The sequence below is a fragment of the Pseudomonas sp. CFBP 8772 genome (genome assembly GCF_014841665.1).
GTDB lineage: Bacteria > Pseudomonadota > Gammaproteobacteria > Pseudomonadales > Pseudomonadaceae > Aquipseudomonas > Aquipseudomonas graminis_B.
Window position 1 is genome coordinate 1 of the sequence record NZ_JACYUI010000022.1, and the last position, 19,249, is coordinate 19,249.

Annotated in this window: 17 protein-coding genes; 6 read left to right on the top strand and 11 right to left on the bottom strand. The window is 63.2% G+C overall.

Annotation, left to right across the window (positions count from 1 at the left end):
• Positions 1-188: 188 nt before the first annotated feature.
• A complete protein-coding gene (locus tag IFT99_RS25370; RefSeq protein WP_192135975.1) occupies positions 189-1,364 on the bottom strand; it encodes an aspartate aminotransferase family protein in 1,176 nt (391 codons plus the stop codon).
• Positions 1,365-1,463: 99 nt separating this feature from the next.
• On the opposite strand from IFT99_RS25370, the gene IFT99_RS25375 reads away from it, so the two are divergent.
• The 3 genes from IFT99_RS25375 to IFT99_RS25385 all read left to right on the top strand — a co-directional run bounded on the left by IFT99_RS25375 (position 1,464) and on the right by IFT99_RS25385 (position 4,611).
• Positions 1,464-2,366 carry a LysR family transcriptional regulator gene (locus IFT99_RS25375; protein ID WP_192135977.1) on the top strand — a complete coding sequence of 301 codons (903 nt, stop codon included), beginning with the start codon at positions 1,464-1,466 and terminating at the stop codon, positions 2,364-2,366.
• Between the two features lie 132 nt (positions 2,367-2,498).
• On the top strand, positions 2,499-3,515 hold the full coding sequence (locus tag IFT99_RS25380) for a zinc-dependent alcohol dehydrogenase family protein (protein WP_192135979.1): 1,017 nt from the start codon (positions 2,499-2,501) through the stop codon (positions 3,513-3,515).
• A 157-nt stretch (positions 3,516-3,672) separates the two neighbouring features.
• Positions 3,673-4,611, top strand: a complete 939-nt coding sequence (locus tag IFT99_RS25385) for a hypothetical protein (RefSeq protein ID WP_192135981.1) — start codon at positions 3,673-3,675, stop codon at positions 4,609-4,611.
• Here the strand turns inward: IFT99_RS25385 and IFT99_RS25390 are convergent, their stop codons facing one another.
• The 3 genes from IFT99_RS25390 to IFT99_RS25400 all read right to left on the bottom strand — a co-directional run bounded on the left by IFT99_RS25390 (position 4,612) and on the right by IFT99_RS25400 (position 7,139).
• On the bottom strand, positions 4,612-4,929 hold the full coding sequence (locus tag IFT99_RS25390; RefSeq protein WP_065986329.1) for a hypothetical protein: 318 nt from the start codon (positions 4,927-4,929) through the stop codon (positions 4,612-4,614). It lies immediately after the preceding gene.
• Between the two features lie 267 nt (positions 4,930-5,196).
• A complete protein-coding gene (locus IFT99_RS25395; RefSeq protein ID WP_065986328.1) occupies positions 5,197-5,634 on the bottom strand; it encodes a DoxX family protein in 438 nt (145 codons plus the stop codon).
• A gap of 101 nt (positions 5,635-5,735) precedes the next feature.
• Positions 5,736-7,139, bottom strand: a complete 1,404-nt coding sequence (locus tag IFT99_RS25400; RefSeq protein WP_192135989.1) for a transglycosylase SLT domain-containing protein — start codon at positions 7,137-7,139, stop codon at positions 5,736-5,738.
• Positions 7,140-7,336: 197 nt separating this feature from the next.
• Here IFT99_RS25400 and IFT99_RS25405 point away from each other — a divergent pair, with 197 nt between their 5' ends.
• Together IFT99_RS25405 and IFT99_RS25410 are read left to right on the top strand one after the other, a co-directional pair.
• The gene (locus tag IFT99_RS25405; protein WP_192135991.1) at positions 7,337-8,161 is read left to right on the top strand and encodes a TatD family hydrolase; all 825 of its coding nucleotides are present in this window, start codon (positions 7,337-7,339) and stop codon (positions 8,159-8,161) included.
• A gap of 166 nt (positions 8,162-8,327) precedes the next feature.
• Entirely contained in the window at positions 8,328-9,806 is a 1,479-nt protein-coding gene (locus IFT99_RS25410; RefSeq protein ID WP_192135993.1) for a methyl-accepting chemotaxis protein, read from the top strand.
• A 388-nt stretch (positions 9,807-10,194) separates the two neighbouring features.
• Here the strand turns inward: IFT99_RS25410 and IFT99_RS25420 are convergent, their stop codons facing one another.
• The 6 genes from IFT99_RS25420 to IFT99_RS25445 all read right to left on the bottom strand — a co-directional run bounded on the left by IFT99_RS25420 (position 10,195) and on the right by IFT99_RS25445 (position 16,375).
• Positions 10,195-10,989: an acyl-CoA thioesterase gene (locus tag IFT99_RS25420; RefSeq protein ID WP_192135997.1), complete on the bottom strand. Its 795-nt coding sequence runs from the start codon at positions 10,987-10,989 to the stop codon at positions 10,195-10,197.
• A 131-nt stretch (positions 10,990-11,120) separates the two neighbouring features.
• Positions 11,121-11,891 carry a CHAD domain-containing protein gene (locus IFT99_RS25425; protein ID WP_192136015.1) on the bottom strand — a complete coding sequence of 257 codons (771 nt, stop codon included), beginning with the start codon at positions 11,889-11,891 and terminating at the stop codon, positions 11,121-11,123.
• 45 nt (positions 11,892-11,936) lie between these two features.
• A complete protein-coding gene (locus IFT99_RS25430; protein WP_192135999.1) occupies positions 11,937-13,937 on the bottom strand; it encodes a transglutaminase TgpA family protein in 2,001 nt (666 codons plus the stop codon).
• A 25-nt stretch (positions 13,938-13,962) separates the two neighbouring features.
• The gene (locus tag IFT99_RS25435) at positions 13,963-14,946 is read right to left on the bottom strand and encodes a DUF58 domain-containing protein (RefSeq protein ID WP_192136001.1); all 984 of its coding nucleotides are present in this window, start codon (positions 14,944-14,946) and stop codon (positions 13,963-13,965) included.
• Entirely contained in the window at positions 14,916-15,833 is a 918-nt protein-coding gene (locus tag IFT99_RS25440; protein ID WP_192136003.1) for an AAA family ATPase, read from the bottom strand. Before IFT99_RS25440 ends, IFT99_RS25435 begins: the two co-directional genes overlap by 31 nt.
• Before the next feature lie 263 nt (positions 15,834-16,096).
• Positions 16,097-16,375, bottom strand: a complete 279-nt coding sequence (locus IFT99_RS25445) for a hypothetical protein (protein ID WP_062381160.1) — start codon at positions 16,373-16,375, stop codon at positions 16,097-16,099.
• A gap of 172 nt (positions 16,376-16,547) precedes the next feature.
• On the opposite strand from IFT99_RS25445, the gene IFT99_RS25450 reads away from it, so the two are divergent.
• Positions 16,548-17,609: a patatin-like phospholipase family protein gene (locus tag IFT99_RS25450; protein WP_192136005.1), complete on the top strand. Its 1,062-nt coding sequence runs from the start codon at positions 16,548-16,550 to the stop codon at positions 17,607-17,609.
• A gap of 915 nt (positions 17,610-18,524) precedes the next feature.
• On the opposite strand, the gene IFT99_RS25455 is transcribed toward IFT99_RS25450, so the two are convergent.
• Positions 18,525-19,214: a response regulator gene (locus tag IFT99_RS25455; protein ID WP_192136007.1), complete on the bottom strand. Its 690-nt coding sequence runs from the start codon at positions 19,212-19,214 to the stop codon at positions 18,525-18,527.
• Positions 19,215-19,249: the final 35 nt, after the last annotated feature.

The following is a 19,249-nucleotide window of genomic DNA, read 5'->3' on the forward strand; positions in this document are numbered from 1 at the left end:
ACCAGGAGCAAGCACCCTTGGTTACTTGGGGTGCTTTTCCAAGTAACTCGCCGAAGGCGAAACAGTCTGCCCCCAGGCTGACGCCCTTGGTCTTCATGAGCCCCGCCGCAGGTCTAAAACCGGGGACAGATTAATTTACGATGAAGCGCTGTAAATAAATCAGTCCCCTTTCAGAGTCCGTAAATAAATCAGTCCCTTTTCAGGGCGCCCACGACGCCTGCCACAATCCGGTCCACCTCATCCCCATCGACCACCAACGGCGGCAACAACCGAATCGTCTGCCCCCGCGTCACGTTGATCAACACCCCATACTCCCGCGCCGCCACCAGACACACATCCCGAATCGGCCGCGTCAACTCAACCCCGATCATCAACCCCATCCCCCGCACCTGCGCCACATCAGGGTGCCCCGCCAGCGCAACGCGCAAGCCCGCCAACAACCGCTCACCCTGCACCGCCGCATTACGCAAAAGCCCCTCCCCCTCAACGATATCCAACACCGTACAACCCACCCGGCACGCCAACGGATTACCGCCAAACGTACTGCCATGACTGCCCGGCGTGAACAACCGCGCCACCGCCGCCGTCGCCAGACACGCACCAATGGGAATTCCATTGCCCAACGCCTTCGCCAGCGTCATCACATCCGGCACGATCCCCTCATGCTCAAAGGCAAACCAACGCCCCGTCCGACCCATGCCAGTCTGAATCTCATCCAGCATCATCAGCCAGCCGTTTTGCGTGCAATGATCGCGCAGCGCCTTCAGATACCCCGGCGGCGGTAACGCCACGCCACCCTCCCCCTGAATCGGCTCAACCAGAACCGCAACGATGCGCTCGCCATACACCCGCGTTGCTCGTTTAACCGCGACGATGTCGCCGAACGCCACCTTCACGAACGCCCCCGACATCGGCTGATAACCCAGCCGCGCGGCGCCGTTGTCACTGGCCGACAACGTGCCGAGGGTGCGGCCGTGAAAGGCGTTGTCCATCACCAGCACCAGCGGGTGCTCGATACCTTTGGCCCAGCCATACAGACGCGCCAGCTTGAGCGCGGTCTCGTTGGCCTCGGCGCCGGAATTGTTGAAAAACACCTGCTCCAGCCCCGACAGCCGGGTCAGGCGCTGCGCCAGCTTCTGCTGCCAGTCGATGCGGTAATGGTTGGACGTGTGCAAGAGCAGCCCGGCCTGCTCGCTGATCGCCGCGACAATCTGCGGATGGCTGTGACCGACGTTGGTCACGGCGACACCCGCGACAGCGTCCAGGTACTGACGGCCGCTGTCATCCCACAGCCGCGCGCCTTCGCCACGAATGAAGCTCAAGGGCATGGGTTTGTAGGTGTTCATCAGGCAGGCGGCGGTCATGTCGGTGGCTCCATCACGGGTAAGTGAGGCCAGTATCGTTAGCCCGTTCTGATGTATAAAGATCGCCATCCTTCAGTGACTTTAAAGCAGGGCTTGATAATGGACGTGTTTCTGGCGATGACGGTGTTCGTCAAAGTGGTGGAAGGCGGCAGCATGACCGCGGCCGCGCGCCAGTGCGAAATGTCGACGACCATGGTCGGCAACCACCTCAAAGCCCTGGAGCAACGCTTGGGTGTGAGCCTCTTGCAGCGCACCACGCGCCGGCAAAACCTCACTGAATTTGGCCTGGAATACTACCGGCGTTGCGTCGAAGTGCTGGGGCTGGTCAACGACTTCGAGCGCATGGCCGAACAGGCCCAGACCGAGCCCAGCGGCACCTTGCGCGTCACCGCCCCGCCGGCCTTCGGCGCCGAACGCCTGGCGCCGCTGCTCAGCGATTTCGTTCAACGCTACCCCGAGATCAAGGTCGAGGTGGTGCTCAGCAATCAGACCATGGACCTGATCGAGCACGGCTTCGACGCCGCCATCCGCCTCGGCACCCCGGAATCATCGGCGTTGATCGCCCGGCCACTGCAGGACTACACCCTGACCATCTGCGCGGCCCCCGCCTACTTAAAACGTCGGGGTACCCCGAAAACCGCCGACGACCTGCGTGATCACGACTGTCTCGCGTTCGCCTACCCCGCCGGTGACGACTGGCGTGCCGCCGAAAAACTGTGGCGCCTGACCGGCCCCGACGGCGTGATGGAAGTGCCGGTGTCGGGCTCGATGATCGTCAACAGCACGCCGGCGCTGCGCCAGGCCGTGCTCGCCGGGATGGGCGTGTCGATGCTGCCTGACGTGCTTATCAGCGAGGACCTGGCCAGCGGAAAGCTCGTGCCGTTGCTGCAGGATTACCAGCCGCCCAGCCGCACGCTGTGGCTGATGTACCCCCAGGACCGCTACCGCCTGCCCAAGGTGCGGCAGTTCGTCGAACATGCGTTGCGCGCCTGGGGCAAATAAGCGCTCACGCCAGCGACGTTCTCAACGCGAATTGATAGCGGGCATGTCGGCTATCGACCGACAGAAATAGTGCCCCGTTGCCCCCATCGATACAGTCGTTGCAACACTCAACGACAGGCATCGAGGTCGACAATGTCACGGGCCATCAAATTTCATCGCTTCGGCAAAGCCGATGTGCTCTGTTGCGAGGAGCTGCCTGACCGGTCCCCCGGCCCACAGGAAGTGTTGGTGCGTGCAGAAGCCATCGGCATCAGCTGGGACGACGTGTTGTGGCGGCAGAACCTGTCACTGGCACCGGTGCAACTGCCAGCGGGGCTGGGCAGCGAAATGGCCGGCGTCGTCGAAGCCGTCGGCGCTGGCGTGAACGATCTCAAAGTGGGCGACAAAGTGGCGAGCTTCAAAGCCATGAGCGCCAACCAGTACCCGGTGTGTGGCGACCACGTGATGGTGCCGCACAACGCGCTGACCCGATACCCGGACGCACTGACACCGGTGCAAGCCAGCGTTCACTACACGCCGATGCTGCTGGCCTGGTTTGCCTTCGTCGAGCTGACCAACGTGCAACCCGGCCAGACCGTCCTGGTCACCGACGCGACCTACAGCCCCGGAATTGCCTTCGTGCAGTTGGGCAAAGCGTTGGGGCTGCGGGTCATTGCCGCGACGCCCCACGCGGAGGACCGTGTATACCTGCTGGCGAACGGCGCCCATCGGGTGATCGTCACCGACGAGGACGACATCTGCTTGCGCATCGAGTCGCTGACCCACGGCCACGGCATCGAAGCAGTGTTCGACGGACTGGGCGGCATGCAGATGTCGATGCTCGGCGACGTGTTGGCGCCCCGCGGCAACCTGGTGCTGTACGGCCTGCGCGGCGGCAACAAGACACCCTTCCCGGCGCAGCAGGCGTTTCGCAAGAACATGCGCTTCCACGTGCACTGCCTCGAAAATTTCACCGGCAAGCCGGAGCTGGGCATCGAGCAGAACGGCCCCGCACTGCAACGGGCACTGGACGCCATCAACGAACTGACCGCCAAAGGCCTGCTCAAGCCGGACATTCACCGCACCTGGCCGTTCGAGCAGTTCGGCAAGGCCCACAACCACCTCGACGGGCACCCGGTGCGCGGCCGCGTGGTCCTGAAAGTCAGATAAGCACACGCCGCCGTTCACATCGGGTAACAGACCTGAAGAACTGCCTTGGTTGACGTCGGTGACGCGACGGCCACACTCCAGAAAAGGACTTTCCGAGCGAATGACCGCTCACCCAACTCCGCCCGCGGAGCTCCATCACACGTCAAGGAATGACTGTATGCCCCTCAACTCATCCGCTGCATCCCGCCCGCCCCATGTCGACTGGATGGCGCAAACGGCTGAACTCGGCCGCTTGCGCATCGACCAACTCATCCTGCCCGGCGCCCACAATTCCGGCAGTGACAAGCTGTCCCCCAACTTCGCCGTACCCCAGGAGATGGCCCAGGACGTCGCGCCCCTGGAACAACTGCGCCAGGGGGTGCGCGCGCTGGATTTGCGCGTGGCGTTTTATTCAAAGTACGAAACGGGTGACCCGCGGCGTTTTCAGCTGTTTCACCTGACCTCGTCGGGGCGCACGGTCGCCGGGGACATTCTGGCGTGCGTCCAGGGCTTTTTTGAAGAACTGGAGCAGAACGGCTCCCCGGCGCGTGAAATCGTTGTGCTGGATTTCCACCAGTTCAAGGATTTCACCGAACTGACCCATCGGGAATTTCAGGGCCTGCTCACCTCAACCCTGGGCACAAGGACAGTGCCGCGCACCCTGCGCCAACTCACCCTGGAAGACATCTGGAACGATCACCCGGGCAAGAACGTGGTGCTGGCCTACAACCGGAGTTCGGGTGACGAGCTGCTGTGGCCCGGGGTCAAGCAACGCTGGCCCGGGGCGAACCTGTTCAACACCAACACCCTGAAGGCGTTCATCAACGAAGTCGCGGTGGAGTACAAACCCGAGTTCAGCCTGACCGCCATCCAGTGCGCCAAGTATTCGCTGCCGCTGCACGCACCCAGTGACCTGAGCCGAAAGATCGATCAGTGGTTCGAATCGACGGACGAGAACAGCTTCATTCAGAATTTCTACATCATTAACACCGACTGGACCCTGCGCAGCGCCCTGATCGCTCAGTGCCGTCACGCCAATGGTGTGCGTGCCCGCTTCACTGTGCGCCATCCCGATCTGCCGCTGCAGCCCAAGCGGCGAGCCGCCAGCGTCGGGTGATCAGCAGCGGGTGATCAGCCCCTGGCGGGCGACGCGGATCAGCTGGTGAATCACCGCCTCCGCGCGCTCGGCCGTGGGCGCCTGGATGACCGCCAGATCAAACTGATCGTTGCTGAAGCGCTCGAGGGCGTCGTGGGTTTCGATGAATTGAATGAGGAAAGCGTGGGGGCCGCCCTGGCGACGCGGCCAGCCGTCGAGGTAACGCAGCAGCGTCGGCTGATGGGCACCGCCCAGAAGGATTTGCGGATTGCGACGATTGAACTGGCTGGCGATGGGCGCCAGACGAACGAGGGGACGCGGGTGGGAGTGACTGCTCATAGTGTCGTTTTCTCTGCCTCATTGGTCCGCTGGGCAGCGGTGAGAGGCAACACCGAACCAGCGCTTTAGCGGAATTTCGATGACGAATGACCGTCACCCGGCGCCCCGCAAGTAGCTGTTTAAATCGGCGCATGAACGGCATCCTAGAGAAGCGGCGTGGGCATTGTCAATCAGCGGCTCCTGTCGTTTGTTGGCTGAACCGAGCGCAAAAAAAATCCCGGCGTCGCCAGAGGCCGGGATTGGGTTGCCAGGAAGCTGGCCGGGGAATCAGCGACGTGCGATCAATCGATCCAGGGACAGGCGACCGGCGCCTTCGAAGAGCACCGCCACAGCGCCGGCAATCAACGCCAGGCCGAACTCGTAACCGTTGTTGGCCATGAACAAGCCGTTGTGGATGTGCACCGTGAGGATCGCCACCACCAGCATCACGATCACCACCAACGCCGCAGGCCGTGCCAGCAGGCCAAGGAACAGCGCCAGACCCCCGAAGAATTCTGCGCTGCCGGACATCAACGCCATCAGGTAGCCAGGGTTCAGGCCCAGGCTCGCCATGTACTGGCCGGTGCCTTCAAGGCCATAGCCGCCGAACAGGCCGAACAGCTTCTGGCTGCCGTGGGCCATGAGGATGATGCCGATAAGGATCCGCAGACCGGTGATGCCGAAACCGGCGTGGGTGTTGAAGATTGATTTGAGTTGAGCATTCATGGCGGGCATTCCGAGTGATGTGAGAATGGCGCCATATTAATCGGTTCTATAAATATGAGAATCGCAAAATACGCGCCATACCTATCGAACTATTAGATCTTTCAGCGCGTCGCCGGACGCTCCAGTGAACTGCGGGCCTGATCAAATGCGAGGTAGTACTTGTTGACGCTGTTAACGTAACTCACGACGTTCTTGCCGCCCTGCTCCATCGCCACGCGCTCGACCTGAAAAAACCACTGGTTCGGGTTAAGCCCCTGGCGCTTCGCTTCCGCGCGCATGGCCTGCACCCGCTCCGGGCCGAGGTTGTAGGCGGCCAGGGTGAAGGCCATGCGCTCGCGCTCGTTGATTTTCGGGCTGGCGAAAAACTTGCGCCGCAGCAGCGCCATGTATTTGCTCGCCGCCTGCACGTTGCCGTCGAGGTCATGAATATTGTCGACGCCGACGCGCTGGGCGGCCGACGGCGTAATCTGCAGCAGGCCCGTGGCGCCGCTGCCGCCCTTGGCAACCGGGTTGAGGGAAGATTCCTTGAACGCCACGGCGGCGAGGTCCAGCCAGTCCATCTTCTGTTTGTCGGCATGCAGTTGCAGCGTGGGGCGGAGTTTTTCCAGGCGCTGACGGTCTTCGCGGGCCAGCGGATTGTGGATCTGGTAGCGGTCCTTGTAGGCGGTCTGGAAGGCGGCGTCCTGATTGCGCGGCGGTTCGTAGGTTTGCAGGAAACGGTCAACGGCGCCGCGCAACACCACCGCGTCCTTGCGCACAAACCAGTTCATGTCGCCCGGATCGCTCAAGGCCGCAGCGCGGTCGATGCGCAGCTTCGGCATCACTTTGGCCCAGCGCTCGGCGATCGGTTGCTCGACCACGGTCAGGTGATAAACCCCGGCCTGGACCATTTCCAGCACGTCTTCCACCGCCAGGCTCGGGTCGACCCACTCGATCTTCACCGGCGGCAACTTGCGCAGGGCCAGTTTCTGGTTGAGCTGAAGAATGGCTTCATCGGCGGCGCTGCCGCTGGTCAGCATCAGTGTGCGGCCCGAAAGCTGTTCGGGATGCCTGAAGCCCCGCTCACCCTTGACGCCGACCACCACCAGCGGCACCTGGGCCACCACCGGTTCAGACGCGTCAACGTAATGCGCGGCGCTGGCGTCGAGCAGTTCGCCCGGCGCAACCATGTCACCTTCGCCCCGCTGGAGCGCGGCAAGCAATTGGTCCTTGGCTTTGGGAATGAGTTTGAGGGAGATTTTCTGACCGTCGCGGGCATGGCTGTTGAGGTAGGTTTCGAACGCCTGCAAGCGACGGCACTCGACGCCCACGGGCTCACCCTGAACTTCAGCGGAGCTGTTACGGCTCTGATTGACCAGCACCCGCAGGACTTTGCCGCTGCGGATTGCCGGCAGGTCGCGCACCTGATTCTTCTTGATCACCACGGGCGGGCCGGCGGGTCGCGGCGACGCATGGCCGGGCACGGCCATGACGCACATCAGGGAAAACAGGGACGCTCGGATCATTGACGCTCCGACGAAAGGCCGAAAAAGACGGGCTTGAAGTCTGCGTCGCGCAGCTGACCGGCTCGCGGCGTGCATCGCGGCGTGCGTCAACAAAACGGGATCACAGGCTTCGGGTATTCCAAGCAGTTGAGCCTGCTTGTTTTTTATCGCTTCAATCGCTCTGTTATTCTTCTCGGCCTCTGGCCTGAGGTAGCACCATGCAACTAATAGACATTGGCGTCAACTTGACCAACCCCAGCTTCGCCGCCCGCGAACGCGAGGTGGTGGAGCGCGCGTACGCCGCCGGCGTCGGTCAGTTGATCCTCACCGGCACCGACGTCGAGGGCAGCGAAAACGCCCTTGTGTTGTCGCGCCAGCTTGATGAAAGCGCCGAGCGATTGTTCAGCACTGCCGGCATTCATCCGCACTCGGCAAGCGCCTGGACGGGCGAAACCGAAAACCAGCTCAGGGCCCTGTTGCGTGAAAAGACGGTCTGCGCCGTGGGTGAATGCGGGCTGGATTTCAATCGCGACTTCTCCCCTCGCCCGCAGCAGGAAAAAGTCCTGGAAGCGCATCTGGCATTGGCTGTCGAGTTGCAGCTGCCGGTGTTTCTCCATGAGCGCGACGCCGACGAGCGCCTGCTCGCCATTTTGCGGGACTACCGCGACCAGCTCCCGGCGGCGGTGGTGCATTGCTTCACCGGGGAAAAACGCGCGCTGTTCAACTATCTGGACCTGGATCTGCACATCGGCATCACCGGCTGGATCTGCGACGAACGCAGGGGCACGCACTTGCACCCGCTGGTCCGCGAAATTCCGCGCGGCCGCCTGATGCTGGAAAGCGACGCGCCCTACCTGCTGCCCCGCACCTTGCGCCCCAAGCCGAAGAACGGCCGCAACGAACCGGCCTATCTGCCCGAGGTTCTTCGCGAAGTGGCGCTGCATCGAGGCGAGAGCCCGGAGGATGTCGCGGCCCACACCACTGATTGCGCACGGGCGTTTTTTGCGTTGCCGGTGGTGGAAGCTGCCACTCAAGCGTCGTAACAGTCGAAACAGGCGCCGGCATGTTTCGCAGGCCGAAGTTGCAGGCGCGCCGTCTGACGAGTCATCCCATAAACACCCATTGACCCAGATCAACGCTTCGCGTCTTCAAAGAGCACAAAATGATGGCACCTTGCCTTATCTCGTGCACCCACAGAAGACTTCCACCATGGCCCGCTGGCTGAGCAATGTTTCGCTGAAATACAAGTTCTGGGCGGTCAACGCCGTTGCGTTTTTCACCACGCTGTTGCTGGTGCTTTACGCCCTGCAGCTGGAACAACAAACCCGCGCCAACGACGCCAGGGCCGCCGTGCAGGCCGAAGCGCAGTTGTTGAGCGCCTGGCCCGCCGGGCAACCACTGCCAGCGGCGGCCCACCGTTTGACGTATCCAGCGGGACAGGTGCCGATGTTCAACGGTCAGCCCCTGCCCTCCCTGAGCACGGTCACCGGCTGGGCCGACCTGAAGGCCGACACAGACGGTACGCCTCTGATCGGCGCCTATGTCATCCAGCGCGGTGATCAACGCATCGCTGTGCTCGCCGCTGCGCCACACCTGCTGCAACTGGTGGGCGAGCGCTTTGTCCAGTACGCGGTCGCGGTGTTCATTCTGATGCTCGCCATGCTCGGCGCGTCGCAACTGCTGATCCGCTTTCTGCTGACCCACCTCAACACCCTCAAAGACGTAATGCTGCATGTTGAACGCAGCGGCGACCTCTCGGCGCGCGTGCCACTCGCCGGTGAAGATGAAGTCGGGCAGATGGCCAAGGCCTTCAACGCCATGCAGGCCGGTTATCAACGCATCGTCACCACCGTGGCCCACTCCGCCGCCCGCCTGGATGCAGGCGCGGGCCAACTGGCGTCGGGCATGAGCGAGGTGCGCCAGGGCATGCTCGGCCAGCAGAGCGAGACCGACCAAGTGGCAACGGCCATCAATGAAATGACCGCCACCGTCCACCACATCGCTCAACACGCCGGCGCCACCCGTGATCAATCCCGGAACGCTGATAAGCTCGCGGGCACCGGCAAAGCCGTGGTTGATCGCGTAGAGACGTCCATCGCCGGACTGTCCAGCGGGGTGCAACAGACGGCCGGGATGATCCAGCGGCTGGCCGAGGACAGTCAGAAAATCAATGGTGTGGTGAACGTGATTCACAGCATCGCCGAACAGACCAATCTGCTCGCCCTCAACGCCGCCATCGAAGCGGCCCGCGCTGGCGAGATGGGACGCGGCTTCGCGGTGGTGGCCGACGAGGTGCGGCATCTGGCGCGTCGGGTGCAGACGTCCACCGACGAGATCACCACCATGGTCTGCACCCTGCAGGCGGGCACCCGCGATGCGGTGGATTTCATGCAGGAGAGCTCGCACAAGGCCGACGACTGCGTGCAGCGCGCGCGGGAAGCTGGTCAGGCGCTGACGGCGATCACTGAAGCGGTGGCGCAGATGCGCGAGAGCAACACTCAGATTGCGGTGGCCGCGCAACAACAGAGCCAGGTGGCCGAAGAAATGAACCGCGCCGTCGTGAGCATCCGCGACGTGACCGAGCGCACCGTCCGGCAGACCGTGGACTCGGCCGGCACCAGCGATGAGCTGGCGACACTGGCGGGCGCCTTGAACACCGCCATCGGACAGCTGAAATTACAGGGCTGATTGCCTCGCGCGGCTGCGATTACTCAGAGGCATGCTGCCTATCAGGCTGATAGCAATCCTCGATTCGCCGAAGTAAAACTCCGGGCCTATTCTCACCTCAATCGAAAACACTTCTTGTTAATGTTTCACCGAGGTAAGCGTCATGCCCAAGTTCATTACGGATCTTCACATCGGCGAATTCTTTCACCCATCGCGCAAGGAAGGCCTGCCGTCCCATGTCGTGCTGTCGTCCCTGGCGTTTCCGCTGGCCATCGTCTCCGGGCTGTTGCTGCTCGACGGCGCGTTCAACGGCAGCCTGACCTCCGCCGCCATCGGCGTGCTGGGTCTGGTCGCTGCCCAAGCCATCAAAGCCCGAGGNTGTCACTAAACTCGCGGCATGCACGACTGATCAGCCGAAAACCGTCACCGTTTGGCGACTGATCGCCACCAACTCCCCTTTCGGCGTCCACAACGCCGCCGCGGTATGACCGTAGCCATCGCGGGCATGCTCGATCACCGCTCGGTACTGCGTCCAGTCATGGGTGGTCATGGCGGGCAACGGCTGTACAAACTCGATTGTCCACGTCAACGAACTCCCCGGTGCCGGCTTGTTCAGGTGCGGCAGCACCGCAGGCGGCCAGGTGTCGACCAGTGCCAGCAGGTGCGCTTCGGTCAAGGTTTCCTCTTCCACATCACGCAATCGCGCGTAACCGCCAATCGCACCGGACGGCGTATTGGAAAAAGGCAGGCCACCCAGCGCCCAGCGCAGGTCAATAAAGCGCAGGTATTCCGGCATCACCCCTGACACAAACGGAAACGGCTGGATCTCGTCCACCGGTGTGAACACCGGCGCTGGCTCGGCCTGCACCGAAATCATCGACTCGCGTGGGGCGCCGAAGCTGCCCTGAATCAGGGTCATGACCTCGCCGTTCTGCATCGCCCGCCCCACCACCTGGCTAACGGCCTTGCCCTCGCGGAGGATCTCCACGTCAAACGAGATCGGCGTGTCGATGGCCGGCGGGGCCACAAAACAGATCGCCAGCGACCGCACCGGCCGCTCGGCAGAGACCTTCGCGCGCATCGCTTCATACATCAACGCGGCCATCAGCCCGCCGAAGCAGGCACGCCCTTGGGCCCATGAGGCGGGGATGCTGACGGATTCGGGACGGGTGCGGACGGCGTCGAGCAGCTCGGAGAATTTCATGGACGTTCCAGGGTGGCAGGCGGGATGTGCAAATGGTAGCGAGGCAGCTGCCGCAGGACAGGGTTTATAAACGCCAATCCTGCGGACGAGACGGTTAAAAGGCTGCGCTGGACAATCCTGCGCGAGGGCCCTTAACGCGAGGAATGCTTACCAAAGCAAGCCTTGTACAAGCGTTCCAGCACCTGGTCAGACTTTTGCTCGGCACGATGAATGCCCAATTCCCACCCGGCCACGCAAGGTGAAAGATCGGCCTGATGCCGCGCCTGCTCCAGCCATTGCAGGTGATCGTGCCAGTCGCCCAGGGCGCCCTGGGCCGCTTTCAACCGGCGCTCCATGTTCTTCGGCTGATGACTGAGTTCAGGGTAAGCCTCACCGGCGTAACGCACACGCTTGATCAACAGCCGCAGGCGATGGCGGTCGTGGGCAGGGTCGCCCATGGCTTCGCGCAGTTGCTTCCACTGTTTGTCCAGGCGCTTTTCGATGCGCTGGCGCAATTTATCGAGCAGGCCGTGGCGTTCCTGGGTGCGCAGCAGGGCTGGCAATTGGTCCAGCACGCCGAACAGCCGATTGAGCTCCGCCGAACTGGCCACTTTCGGGCACGCGGTTTTCAGGTATTGATCGCGCTTGGCCGCGGCCTGGGGCAGACCCTGTTCCTCGAGGAACGCCGCCAGTACCTGCATGTCCCGCAAGGGCGTGGTCAGCGCACCGACCTCCTTCGCCGCCGCTTCCACTTGATCCAGCCCTGGCAGACCGCGCAGCGGGCGCAAGACACTGCGCAGGCGGCGGACGTTGGTGCGCAGGTCGTGCAGCGCTTCGCTGTCGGTGGAGACTTCCAGCCGCGCGTGGCAGGCAAGCAGTTTGATGTTAAGGCCGATAATCTCGGCGACCAGGTGATCGACCATCGCTGACATGAAACACTCCTTGGTTGAAGATGAATGTCTGATGACTTACGGCCGCTTGTCCCTCACAGCGGACAAACGCCACGGCAGGCTGCGGCGCAGGGATTTCAGGTGCTGGCGCAGGGTACCGACCGAGCCGTCCGCCCCGGCATAGCGCTGGGCTTCGAATTCGTCGACAAAATCCCTGATCGCCCCGGCGTGCGCCGGCAGTTGCGCGGCAGCACGTTGGGAGAAGGCCTGAGCACCCTCACCCGGCTGACGCTTAAGACCCTGCCGGGCGAGCAGACGTTCGAAATGGTTGAACAGGCGCAGCTGCGAATCGCTTTCGCGCCGCCACGGCTTGAACAGCCACAGCGCCAGCAGCCCGAGAATAACCGCCGCACCGCCGGCGAACACCGGTGCCTGAAACCCCGAAAACCAGCGGCCGAGCACTTGCAGTTGCTGCTGCCCCTGATAGCCCAGCACCCAGCGTTGCCAGCCGTAATTGAGGTTGTCCCAGCCCATGCGAATCGAATTGACCCAGGCCAGGTGCCGATAGCGCAGCGGGGACATTGGCGAATCGCCGAGAAAGTCTTCGTCCGCCGCCAGCGCCTGTTCAAGCCCCTGCTCGACCCGGGCAGGCGCCACCGCTGCGGTGGGATCAACGCTGCGCCAGCCCACGTTCGGTTGCCAGTATTCGACCCAGGCGTGGGCGTCGAACTGGCGCACGGTCAGGTAGTTGCCGTCCGGGTTCAACTCGCCGCCCTGATAACCAGCGACCACCCGCGCCGGCACGCCTGCCGCGCGCAACGCGAAAGTCATGGCCCCGGCGTAATGGGCGCAGAAACCGGCGCGGCTGCCGAACAGAAAGTCATCGATGCTGTTGGCGCCCAGCGCGGGGGGCTTGAGGGTGTAGCGGAACGGCTGCGAGGTGAAGTACGACAGCAGCGCGTCCACCACGGCGTCGGTGCCGGGATGGCGCCGATGCAGGTCCGCTGCCCACTCGCGCACTTGGGGATTGCCTTTGGCCGGCAGTTGCAGGGCCTGCACGCGGGCGCCGTCGCTAAGCACGGTCTCGCGCACCGCGTCAGGCCAGGATTCGGCGTTGTAGAGCATCGATTGCTCGACCGGTCGCCGCCGCTGCCAGCGGAAATCGCTCATCTGGCGCACGCCGGCCAGATCGGTCTGGCCCACGTCGAGGGTCATCAGCCACGGTTTGCCGGTCGGCTCCAGTACCACGCTGTAGCTGACCCGCTCGCCTTCCCGGCGCCACAGCGGCGCGTCCGGCACTTGCGCCCGCGAGGACTGCGACCAGCGTCTGCCGTCGAACTGCTCCAGGGTCAGCGCGCGCCAGTACAGCTGATTGCGCGGCGGCAGCGGGCCGTCAAAACTTGCGCGAAACACCAGCTCGGCGGACTTGCTCAGCTCGGCGATGTCCCCCGGCGCCATGCTGTCGGACAGCCCGGTCAGCGCCTTGTTGCTCGGTTGCGGCAGCGACCACAGCGGATCGAGACGGGGAAAGAACAGAAACAGCAGGATCATCAGCGGCACGGCCTGCAGCAGCAATTTGGCCGACAGCCTGAGCGTGGCGGCAGGCTTCCCGGAAATGCCGGACTGTTGCAGGCCGATCAACGCCGCCAGCAGCGTGGTGATCGGCAGCAGGGTAAACAGGCCCCAGAGCAGCGAGTCTTCGAACAGGTAACCGACCGCGATGCAGAAGAAGCCGAGGAAGATCAACACCAGCGCATCACGCCGATTCTGCATTTCCAGCATCTTCAGAATGAACGCGGCGATCAGCAGCGCCGCCCCCGCATCCAGGCCGATCAAGCTGCCCCGCGCCAGGTAAATGCCCCCGGCGGTGCCGACCAGCAGTCCCGACTTGATCCAGGTGCCGGGCATACGCACGCGCATGCGGAAGATCTGGATGCGCCAGAACGAGCAGACCAGCCACAACACGATCAACGCCACCGGCACATGCAAGGCGAATGGCACGATCACCAGCGCCTGAGCGATCAGCAACCAGTTGAGGCTGACCCGCGGAATCGGTTTCGCCAGGCTTGAGGACGTCATCGCGCAGCACTCTTTATCGGCCCCGTCATGCCCGCACCCCGTACAGCGCCAACTGGCGCAAACAGGCTTCGCGGTGGGCGTCGCCGCTGTCCACGGCCGAGATGAAACCGGGCAGGCGCAGCGCGAAGGGTTGCTGACGCTGGGACAATTCCAGCACCCAGTAGCACAGGCGCGACAGCCGCTCCTCGATGTCACCGCCCAAGGCCATGAAGTCCAGACACAGGTCGTGACCGCTGAGGTCGCTGAACTCCTTGACCATGAGCCCCTGCCCCCGCGACCAGGCTTTCCAGTGCATGCGCCGCATCGAGTCGCCCGGCTGCCACAGGCGCAGGCCCTGATAGTCATCGACGCCGGGGCCCGTCGTCGCGTGGCCGTCCTCCTCGGCATGGGGTTGCACGCCTTGCAGCAGCGGCATGGTTCCGACCACTGGTTGCGGGTAGATCAGCACGGTCTGTTCCAGGTCCAGCCAGCTCCAGGCGCGAAAAATCCCCAGCGGAAACACACTCTCCACACGCAAACGCGGGGCCCGCATCCAGCCGCGCTTGAGCGCCGGCAGGGTCAGGCCGACTTCGACCAGGCGCTCGGCCTCGACGTCGGTCTGCTCCAGTTGTTCGCTGTCCCAACCCAGGGCAATCGCCTGATGTCCATGGCCGGTGCTTTCCAGACGAAGGCGCAGTTGCACCGGTTCGCCGACGAATACCGAACGCGCATGACCGCCGCTCAGCACCAGTCCGCTGATGTTGCGGTAGGTGTGCAGAATGGCGAGCACGCCCACTGACAGCATCAGGAATGTCAGGCCGTAGGCGAGGCTGTTCTGGTAGTTGATCGACACCAGCAACAGCAGAAATAGAATGAGCGCGTAAGTGCCGCCGACCCGGGTCGGCAGGATGAAGATTCGGCGGTGATCCAGTTCGACCCGCGACGCCGGGGGGATTCGACGCCCCACCCAGCGCTGCCAGACCGGTTTGAAGCGTTCGATCACAGCACCGGCACCTCGCGCAGTAGCCACTGGACCAGCGCGCCGCCGCCGTGCCCGGTCGGGTCAGTGCGCTCGCGCAGGCGGTGGCTGATGACGGCAGGCAGAATCGCCTGCACGTCTTCGGGAATCACGTAATCGCGCCCGGCGAGCAGCGCCCAGGCCCGCGCCGCCGAGAGAATCGCCAGGCTCGCGCGGGGTGACAGGCCGTAGGCAAATTGCGGCTGGCTGCGCGTGGCATCGACCAGCCGCAGCACATAATCGACCAAGGCGTCGCTGGCCCGCACCTGCCGCGCCTGCTGCTGAAGCAACGCGAGCTCAGCGTGGTCCAGCAATGGCTCGATGCGCGGCAGCAGATCGCGACGGGACTCGCCCAGCAGCAGGGCCTTCTCCGCCGACCGCGCGGGATAGCCCAGGGACAGGCGCATGAGGAAGCGGTCCAGTTGCGATTCCGGCAGGGCGAAGGTGCCGCCCTGGCTGAACGGGTTCTGGGTGGCGATGACAAAAAACGGATCGGGCAGCAAACGGGTCGCGCCCTCGATGGTGACCTGGCCCTCTTCCATGGCTTCGAGCAGCGCGCTCTGGCTTTTGGGCGTCGCGCGGTTGATTTCGTCGGCCAGCACCAGCTCGGCGAAGATTGGCCCGGGGTGAAAGGTGAATTGCCCGGTGTCGCGATCAAAAACCGACGTGCCAAGGATGTCGCCCGGCAGCAGATCGGAGGTGAATTGAATGCGTTGATAGCTCAGGCCGAGCACCCGCGCGAGGGTGTGGCTGAGGGTGGTTTTGCCCATGCCGGGCAAGTCTTCGATCAACAAGTGCCCGCCGCCCAGCAGGCAGGTCAGCGCCAGGCGGACCTGCGGTTCCTTGCCCAGCACCACTTCATTGATCGCGTTGAGACACGCATCCAGTTTTCTGCCCATCGGAAGGCCTCCCCAGGCGACTGCTCATGGCTAATAGGACTGCAAACGATGCCAGACGTGCAGCCACTGTAAGGTCAGCGTAGGCGTTTTCGCTAGAGCGGGAGGGAGGGATTCATCAGGGTGGAGCGAAACAGGACTGTAGGAGTGAGCTTGCTCGCGATCCGCGTTATCTCAGCCAGCTAGATGGCGACTGACAGCAGGCTTCGCGAGCAAGCTCACTCCTTCAGGGAGACCGCTTGATGGCTGCGGACTTTGGAACGATCTCAGCGACCCGCGCGGGACTCACGGATGTAGAAACGGGCTTTCTCGGCTTTCTCGGAGCAACCTTCGAAGGCTTCGAACTGCTGCTGGGTCTTGGCGCCGGTCAGCAGCGACAGGGCCTTGGAGTAGCTGACCGTGCCGGCGAACCCTTCGGCCTTGGCCAGATCCAGCTCGTGCCAGGCCGCGTCTAGGTTAGTGGCGCAGCTGTCGCGGTAGGCCGTTTTGCCGGCGCAACCGGTGAGAACCAACGCCAACAGGGGCAGGCAGATCCAGGCTTTCATGGGTGTTACCTCAACTAAGGAAATCGACGATGCGGCTTTGACGGTGCGGCGATGCAAAAGTGCCACGCCGGGGCGATGCACAATACCCGTTTCGCGCGGTTGGCGTTACGCTGGTGTGTGATGAATCGGCCGCCTTGCGCGCCGCCTGAACGCTGACAGTGGGAAACCGCACATGAATAAACGCATCGCGCTGGTTCTGGGCTCCGGGGGCGCACGGGGTTATGCGCACATCGGTGTCATCGAAGAGCTCGAACACCGCGGCTATGACATCGCCTGCATCGCCGGCTGTTCCATGGGCGCGGTGATCGGCGGGATCTACGCGGCAGGCAAGCTCCCCGAGTACAAGGCGTGGATCGAAAGCCTGGATTACCTGGACGTGTTACGGCTGGTGGACGTGAGTTTCCGGCTGGGGGCGATTCGCGGCGAGAAGGTGTTCGGCAAGATTCGCGACATCGTCGGCGAGATCAACATCGAGGACCTGCCCATCCCCTACACCGCCGTGGCCACCGACCTCACCAACCAGCAGGAGATCTGGTTTCAGGAAGGCAACCTGCATTCGGCAATGCGCGCCTCGGCGGCGATCCCCAGCCTGTTCACCCCGGTGGTCCAGGGCAATCGCACGCTGGTCGATGGCGGCCTGCTGAACCCGTTGCCGATTGTGCCGGTGGTGTCGAGCCATTGCGATTTGATCGTCGCGGTCAACCTCAACTCCACGACCCAGAAGCATTACACGTTGCCGGTGATCGAGCGCCCGCCGGCGGTGAAGAAGCGTTTCGACGGCCTGATGACGTCCATCGGCTCGCACCTGCCGTTCCGCCGCAGGCTGGACCTGACCGGCGAGGATGGTTTGCGTCTGGCGCAGCAACGGCTGAAACCCAGTGCCGCCGTGCTGACGGGCAATCCGTGGCTGATGGCCGACATCGAATCCGCCGACCCCCAAGGCCAGCAACCCTCCGCCGCGCCCACCCAGGCCGGGGCGCCGAGATCGGCCAGCGGCTCGATCATCATCGACAACGTCGGCCCCGCCTCGCTGCTGGATTTGATCAACCAGAGCTTCGAGGTGATGCAGACGTCCCTGGCGCAATACAAAATCGCCGGCTACCCGCCCGACATCCTGATCAACGTGCCGAAACGCGTGTGCCGGTTCTTCGAATTCTACAAAGCCCCGGAGCTGATCGCGCTCGGGCGGCAGATCGCCAGAGAAACGCTGGATCGGTATGAGCAGGAGCATTAAAGGCGTGGCTTCCGACGCTTTCCCGGCTAAAGCCGGCCCCACAGTCGAGGTCACCGCCAGTTCCTCAGGTGCACGCGATGCTTTAGTAGGACCGGCTTCAGCCGGGAAGAGGCCCGCATGACCATCATCAATCATGCGCTGTGACCTCCAACGCTTTCCCGGCTAAAGCCGGTCCTACAGTCGAGGTCAATGCCAGTCCCGCAGGTGTACGCGATGCTTTAGTGGGACCGGCTTCAGCCGGGAAGAGGCCCGCATGACAACCATCAATCACGCGGTGTGACCACCGACGCTTTCCCGGCTAAAGCCGGTCCTACAGTCGAGGTCAATGCCAGTCCCGCAGGTGTACGCGATGCTTTAGTAGGACCGGCTTCAGCCGGGAAGAGGCCCGCATGAACGCCATTAATCACGCGGTTTGACCACCGACGCTTTCCCGGCTAAAGCCGGCCCCACGGTCGAGGTCAATGCAAGTCCCGCAGGTGTGCGCGATGCTTTAGTAGGACCGGCTTCAGCCGGGAAGAGGCTCCCATGAACGCCATTAATCACGCGGTTTGACCACCGACGCTTTCCCGGCTAAAGCCGGTCCTACAGTCGAGGTCAATGCCAGTCCCGCAGGTGTACGCGATGCTTTAGTAGGACCGGCTTCAGCCGGGAAGAGGCCCGCATGACCACCATCAATCACGCGGTGTGACCTCCAACGCTTTCCCGGCTAAAGCCGGTCCTACGGTCGAGGTCAACGCCACTCGCAGACTGGACGCAATACCTGAGTAGGACCGGCTTCAGCCGGGAAGAGGCCCCCATGACCACCATCAATCATGTGGTTTGATCACCAACGGTTTCCCGGCTAAAGCCGGTTCCACAGTCGAGTTCACAGTCAATCCCGCAGGTGTACGCGGCCGATCGGGGGAAAACGATGCTTCACCCATTCACCAACCGATACCCAACCCCCGCCTCGGTGACGATGTACTGTGGCGCGGCGGGGTCGTCGCCGAGTTTCTGGCGCAGGTGCCCCACCACGATGCGCAGGTAATGGGTGTCTTCGACATGGGTCGGGCCCCAGATGTCCTTAAGCAGTTGCTGTTGGGTAATGACCCGACCGGGATGCCGCGCCAGTTGCGCCAGCACCGCGTATTCCTTGCGGGTCAGGGCGACTTCCACATCGCCCAGGGACACCCGCCGATAGGCCAGGTCAATGTTCAGCGGGCCAATGAGCACCGCCGACTCCACTTGGCCGCCGTCCGGCGCCTGGCGCAGCAGTGAGCGAATCCGCGCCAGGAACTCCTGAATGCCGAATGGCTTGGTCACGTAATCGTTGGCACCGGCGTCCAGCGCGCGAACTTTCTCGCCCTCGCTGGCACGCACCGACAGCACCAGCACCGGCACCGCCGACCATTCGCGAAACTGGCTGAGCACATCCTGCCCGTCCATGTCCGGCAGGCCCAGGTCGAGCACCAGCAAGTCAGGTTTATTAAGTGCGGCCTGGGTCAGGCCGTCGTTGCCGGTCCCGGCTTCCAGCACTTTGTAGCCTTGTGACGCGAGGCTGATGCGCAGGAATTTGCGGATCTGCGGCTCGTCATCGATCACCAGAATGGTCGCCGTCTGGCTCATGGGTGTCCTGTCATTAGAAAAAAGGGCCGTCACAA